The organism is Stenotrophomonas sp. YIM B13575, from assembly GCF_042787595.1.
GTDB classification, from domain to species: Bacteria; Pseudomonadota; Gammaproteobacteria; order Xanthomonadales; family Xanthomonadaceae; genus Stenotrophomonas; species Stenotrophomonas lactitubi_B.
Genome location: NZ_JBHZOP010000215.1, coordinates 1 through 4540, shown reverse-complemented (window position 1 = coordinate 4540; position 4540 = coordinate 1). Strand labels below are relative to the sequence as shown.

Here is a 4540-nt window from a genome sequence, read left to right as displayed (position 1 = left end):
GGCCGCTGGCCGGCATCGCTCCGTGCAGGAGTCAAGGTTGCCGGCCAGCGGCCGGCACGCCCCGTCAATCCGGCGCCTTGGCTGGCACGAATGGCGAGGTCGGGTCGCTGGCCGGGAAGGTCTCTTCCAGCGCCTCGTCCTGGTTGTCGCTGGCGTGCTGCTTGCGCTCGCGCCGCTTCAGCGGGCTTTCCTGGCCACCACGGTTGCGATCGCCACAGTCCTTGCGGTCCTGTGCGGCCTGTTCAGGCCGTCGCACGACGGGCAGTACGCCCTCGTCCGGTGTCGACATGCCGGCGCCACGGTCCTCGGCGTCGGCCAGATCGTGTTTGCCGCGCTGCTCGCCCGGCTCGGGGGTGTGGTTCTCACGCAGGGGGTCACGGGTGGTGGTCATGGGGCATTCCTCCGGTAGGCCTCCACTAGAGCGCGGACGAAGTAAAGCCACTGCGAACCTGGCGTCATGAACATCTTTGTCACGACTGGATAACGGCGGCGCGCGTATTCCTGCCCACCCGCCCCGCTGCAGGAGCCGGCCATGCCCCGTCTTGAACGCCCCGCCCCGTCCGTGTTCAACGCCCTGCTGGATCCGCTTGGCCAGCGCAGCACGCAGCGCCGGACGCGTCGCCTGGAGGATCCGCAGGCGGTGGCGCAGGATTACCTGCAGTACATGCTGAGCGACTACGAGGAACGCCGCGGACAGGGGCATCGCAACTGGCGCGATCTGTGCCCGGTGTATGCCTTCGCACTGACCACCCATGCCGCTGACTGGCCGCGGGGCGGTGAGGCCGATACCAGTGGCGAACTGGCCGAGCACTGGGACCAGATGCGTGGACAGTCGCGCCTGAACTGGGCACAGGCGCAGCCGGTGGTGGAAGATGCCTGGCGCGCGCTGGACCACATCCCTGCCGCTGCGGTGAGGCCACTGCTGCAGTAGTGCCGGCCGCTCGCCGGCAGCGCCTTGAAGCCTGGGGATGCCGGCCAGCGGCCCTACCCGCACGGCGTGCACGTTGTCGACACGGTTGTTTCACGGTAGCCGGCCGAAGCTGGCTACCCCTGCTGAAACCCAGGTGCGCATCATGGCCCGCCCGATCTGGACCGGTACGCTTTCCTTCGGCCTGCTCAACGTACCGGTCTCGCTGATGTCCGGTGAGCGCAAGGTCGACCTGCACTTCCGCATGCTGGATTCGCGCGACCGCAAACCGATCCGCTTCGAACGGGTCAACGCCGATACCGGCGAAGAAGTGCCGTGGAAGGACATCGTCAAAGCCTTCGAGTACGACAAGGGCAGCTACGTTGTGCTGGAGGAAGACGATATCCGTTCGGCGGCGCCGGAAAGCCATGAAACGGTGGAGGTGGAAACCTTCGTCGACGCCAGCCAGATCGATCCGCGCTACTACGAGAAGCCCTATCTGCTGGTGCCGGGTAAAAAGGCCGAGAAAGGCTACGTGCTGCTGCGGGAAACGCTGCGCAGCACTGGCAAGGTCGGTATCGCGCGGGTGGTGGTGCGAACGCGCGAGTACCTGTGCGCGGTGATGCCCAACGGTGACGCACTGGTGCTGATGATCCTGCGTTACCCACAGGAACTGGTCGAGCCTGACGACTACACGCTGCCCAGTGGAAAGCTCGCCGATTACCGCATCACCAGCAAGGAAACGGCGATGGCTGAGCAGCTGATCGAGTCGATGGCCGGCGACTGGGATCCGTCGCAGTATCACGATGAATTCCGCGAACGCCTGCAGCAGGTGCTGAACAAGCGCATCAAGTCCAAGGGCGGCACGACCAAGGTAGAAGACGAGCCGGCACCGCGCGAAGATGCCACCACCAACGTGGTGGACTTCATGTCGCTGCTGCAGAAGAGCCTGGATGCCAACAAGCGCACGCCGGCGAAGAAGGCGGCAGCGGGCAAGGCACCGGCCAGGAAGACAGCGGCGAAGAAGACACCGGCAAAAAAGGCCCCGGCGAAGAAGGCTGCAAAGAAAACCGTCGCGCGACGCAAGGCAGGTTGAGCCATGTCGTTGCATCAGTACCGGCGCAAGCGTCGGCTGGGCGGAGGCAGCGGGCAGACTCCCGAGCCGGATGAAGCGCCTGCACGGGACAACCCGAAGCGACGGCCGATCTTCGTGGTTCAACTGCACCACGCCAGCAGCCGCCACTACGATTTCCGCCTGGAAATGGATGGCGTGCTGAAGAGCTGGGCTGTGCCGAAAGGACCGTCGCTGCGGGCGGGTGAGAAGCGTCTGGCGGTGGAGGTGGAAGACCACCCGCTGTCCTATGCCGGCTTCGAAGGCGATATCCCGGAAGGGCACTACGGCGCGGGTCACGTCGACGTATTCGATCACGGCAGCTGGGCCTGCGAAGGCGATCCGCTGCAGGCGCTGGCGGCCGGCAAGATCGACTTCGTGCTGCATGGACAGCGCCTGGCCGGTAGCTGGAAGCTGGTGCGCACGGCGATGAAGGGGCGCCAGGTGCAGTGGCTGCTGATCAAGCGCGACGACGAGCAGGCATGGGATGCCGAAGCGGACGATCTGCTGCACGCGCCAGCACCCAGATCTGCGAAGGCGCCCCGCGCCTCTGCGAAGAAGGCGGCGCCAGTGCCGCGTACCGCACATCCACGCAAGGCCGATGCACGCTGGCGTGCGCGCGCGCTGAAGCTGGACGGAGCGCGTGACAAGGACTACCCGCGTCAGTTCAAACCACAGCTCACCGATCATCGCGACAGCGCACCGGACGGCGAGCGCTGGCTGCACGAGATCAAGTGGGATGGCTACCGGATGCTGGCCGACCTGCACGAGGGCGAGGTAAAACTGCGCTCGCGCAATGGCCTGGACTGGACGGCGGATTTTCCCGAAGTGGTGCAGGCCGTACAGGCGCTGCCGGTACGCGATGCACGCCTGGATGGGGAACTGGTGGTACTGGATGACAACGGCCGCAGCGACTTCGCCGCGCTGCAGCGGGTGATCGACGGCAGCTCGAAACAACCGCTGCGCTACATCGTGTTCGATCTGCCGGGCGTGGCCGGGGTCGACATCAGCCGCGCGCCGCTGCTGCAACGCAAGGCACTGCTGAAGGAACTGATCGGCGATGCAGTTGGCACGCTGGCCTTCAGCGAGCACGTCATCGATCACGGCCCGGCGGTGTTCGAGGCCAGCGGCAAGGCGGGCTTCGAAGGCATCGTCAGCAAGCAGATCGATGCGCCCTATGTGAACGCCCGCGCACGAAGCTGGGTGAAGGTGAAGCACGAGGACACCGATGAATTCCTGATCATCGGCCACACCGCGCCAAAGGGCTCGCGGGTGGGATTCGGTTCGCTGCTGCTGGCCACGCCGGACAAGGGCGGCCTGCGCTATGTCGGCCGGGTCGGTACCGGCTTCGACGACGAGAGCCTGCGCGCGCTGTCGGCCACGCTGGCGCCGCTGGCGGTGAAGGCAGCGGTGCTGGAGCTGCCGTCGCATGTGCCCTTCCGTGCGGCCAGCGTGCGCTGGGTGAAGCCGGTGACGGTGGCCGAGATCGCGTTCCGCGGCTGGGGCAAGGAAGGATTGCTGCGCCAGGCCAGTTTCAAGCGACTGCGCAGTGACAAGCAGAAGGAGGACCTGGCGATGAGTGCAGCACCGGCCGATGACGGCGACGACGTGGCCATCACCCATCCCGAGCGTGTGGTGTTTGCGAAGAAGAAGCTCAGCAAGGGTGACGTCGCCGACTACTACCGGCAGATGGCACGCTGGATCCTGCCGGAAATCAGTGGACGACCGCTGTCGCTGCTGCGCTGTCCCGATGGCGTAGGCAAGGCCTGTTTCTTCCAGAAGCACCACGGCCAGGGTCTGGGCGACGCCGTGCATGCGGTGCCGCTGCAGCAGAAGAGCGGGCGCGAGGACTACGTCTACATCGATGACGAACGCGGGCTGCTGCAGCTGGTGCAGATGAACACCCTGGAGCTGCACCCCTGGGGGGCGACGGTGGCCGATCCCGAGCATCCCGACAGGCTGGTGTTCGATCTTGATCCAGGTGAGGGCGTGAGCTGGGCCGACGTCAAGCGCGGCGCGCGTGATGTGCGCGATCGGCTGCAGGAGACCGGGCTGCAGAGCTTCGTGCGGTTGTCGGGTGGCAAGGGCGTGCATGTGGTGGTGCCGTTGCAGCCAAAGGCGGACTGGGAGGACGCGAAAGCGTTCTGCGAGGCGTTCGCGCAGGCGATGGCCGAACAGGCGCCGGACCGCTACGTGGCGACGATGAGCAAGGCCAAGCGCAGCGGGGTGATCTTCATCGACTGGCTGCGCAATACACGCGGCGCGACCAGCGTATGTTCGTGGTCGCTGCGTGCGCGCGAGAGCGCGGGCGTGGCGGTACCGCTGCGCTGGGAAGAACTGGCGCGGGTCGGCGCTGCCGATGCGTTTCCGATGGACAAGGCGTTGGCACGGGCGAAGCGTTTGAAGGCGGATCCGTGGCAGGGTATCGACACGCTGAAGCAGACGCTGCCGACGCTGAAGCGGTAGTGCCGGCCGCTGGCCGGCAACTGCAGGATCATCGAGGTGGCCGGCCAGCGGCCGGC

General features: G+C 66.3%; 4 protein-coding genes. 3 read left to right on the top strand and 1 reads right to left on the bottom strand.

Translation table 11 applies throughout. The annotated features are described in order from the left end of the window. Nucleotides 1-64: 64 nt before the first annotated feature. Nucleotides 65-391: a hypothetical protein gene (locus tag ACFX4F_RS21275; RefSeq protein WP_025875523.1), complete on the bottom strand. Its 327-nt coding sequence runs from the start codon at nt 389-391 to the stop codon at nt 65-67. Nucleotides 392-532: 141 nt separating this feature from the next. Here ACFX4F_RS21275 and ACFX4F_RS21270 point away from each other — a divergent pair, with 141 nt between their 5' ends. The 3 genes from ACFX4F_RS21270 (at nt 533) to ligD (ending at nt 4484) form a co-directional block, all read left to right on the top strand. Next, nucleotides 533-931, top strand: coding sequence for a hypothetical protein (locus tag ACFX4F_RS21270; RefSeq protein WP_025875521.1), 399 nt, complete (start codon nt 533-535; stop codon nt 929-931). A gap of 142 nt (nt 932-1073) precedes the next feature. After that, nucleotides 1074-2003: a Ku protein gene (locus ACFX4F_RS21265; protein ID WP_380658354.1), complete on the top strand. Its 930-nt coding sequence runs from the start codon at nt 1074-1076 to the stop codon at nt 2001-2003. 3 nt (nt 2004-2006) lie between these two features. Beyond that, on the top strand, nt 2007-4484 hold the full coding sequence (gene ligD / locus ACFX4F_RS21260; RefSeq protein WP_380658351.1) for a DNA ligase D: 2478 nt from the start codon (nt 2007-2009) through the stop codon (nt 4482-4484). Nucleotides 4485-4540: the final 56 nt, after the last annotated feature.

Bases quoted from the DNA above. Each gene is read 5' to 3' on its own strand.
- ACFX4F_RS21275 (WP_025875523.1), bottom strand. From the start codon at position 391: ATGACCACCACCCGTGACCCCCTGCGTGAGAACCACACCCCCGAGCCG.
- ACFX4F_RS21270 (WP_025875521.1), top strand. From the start codon at position 533: ATGCCCCGTCTTGAACGCCCCGCCCCGTCCGTGTTCAACGCCCTGCTG.
- ACFX4F_RS21265 (WP_380658354.1), top strand. From the start codon at position 1,074: ATGGCCCGCCCGATCTGGACCGGTACGCTTTCCTTCGGCCTGCTCAAC.
- ligD (WP_380658351.1), top strand. From the start codon at position 2,007: ATGTCGTTGCATCAGTACCGGCGCAAGCGTCGGCTGGGCGGAGGCAGC.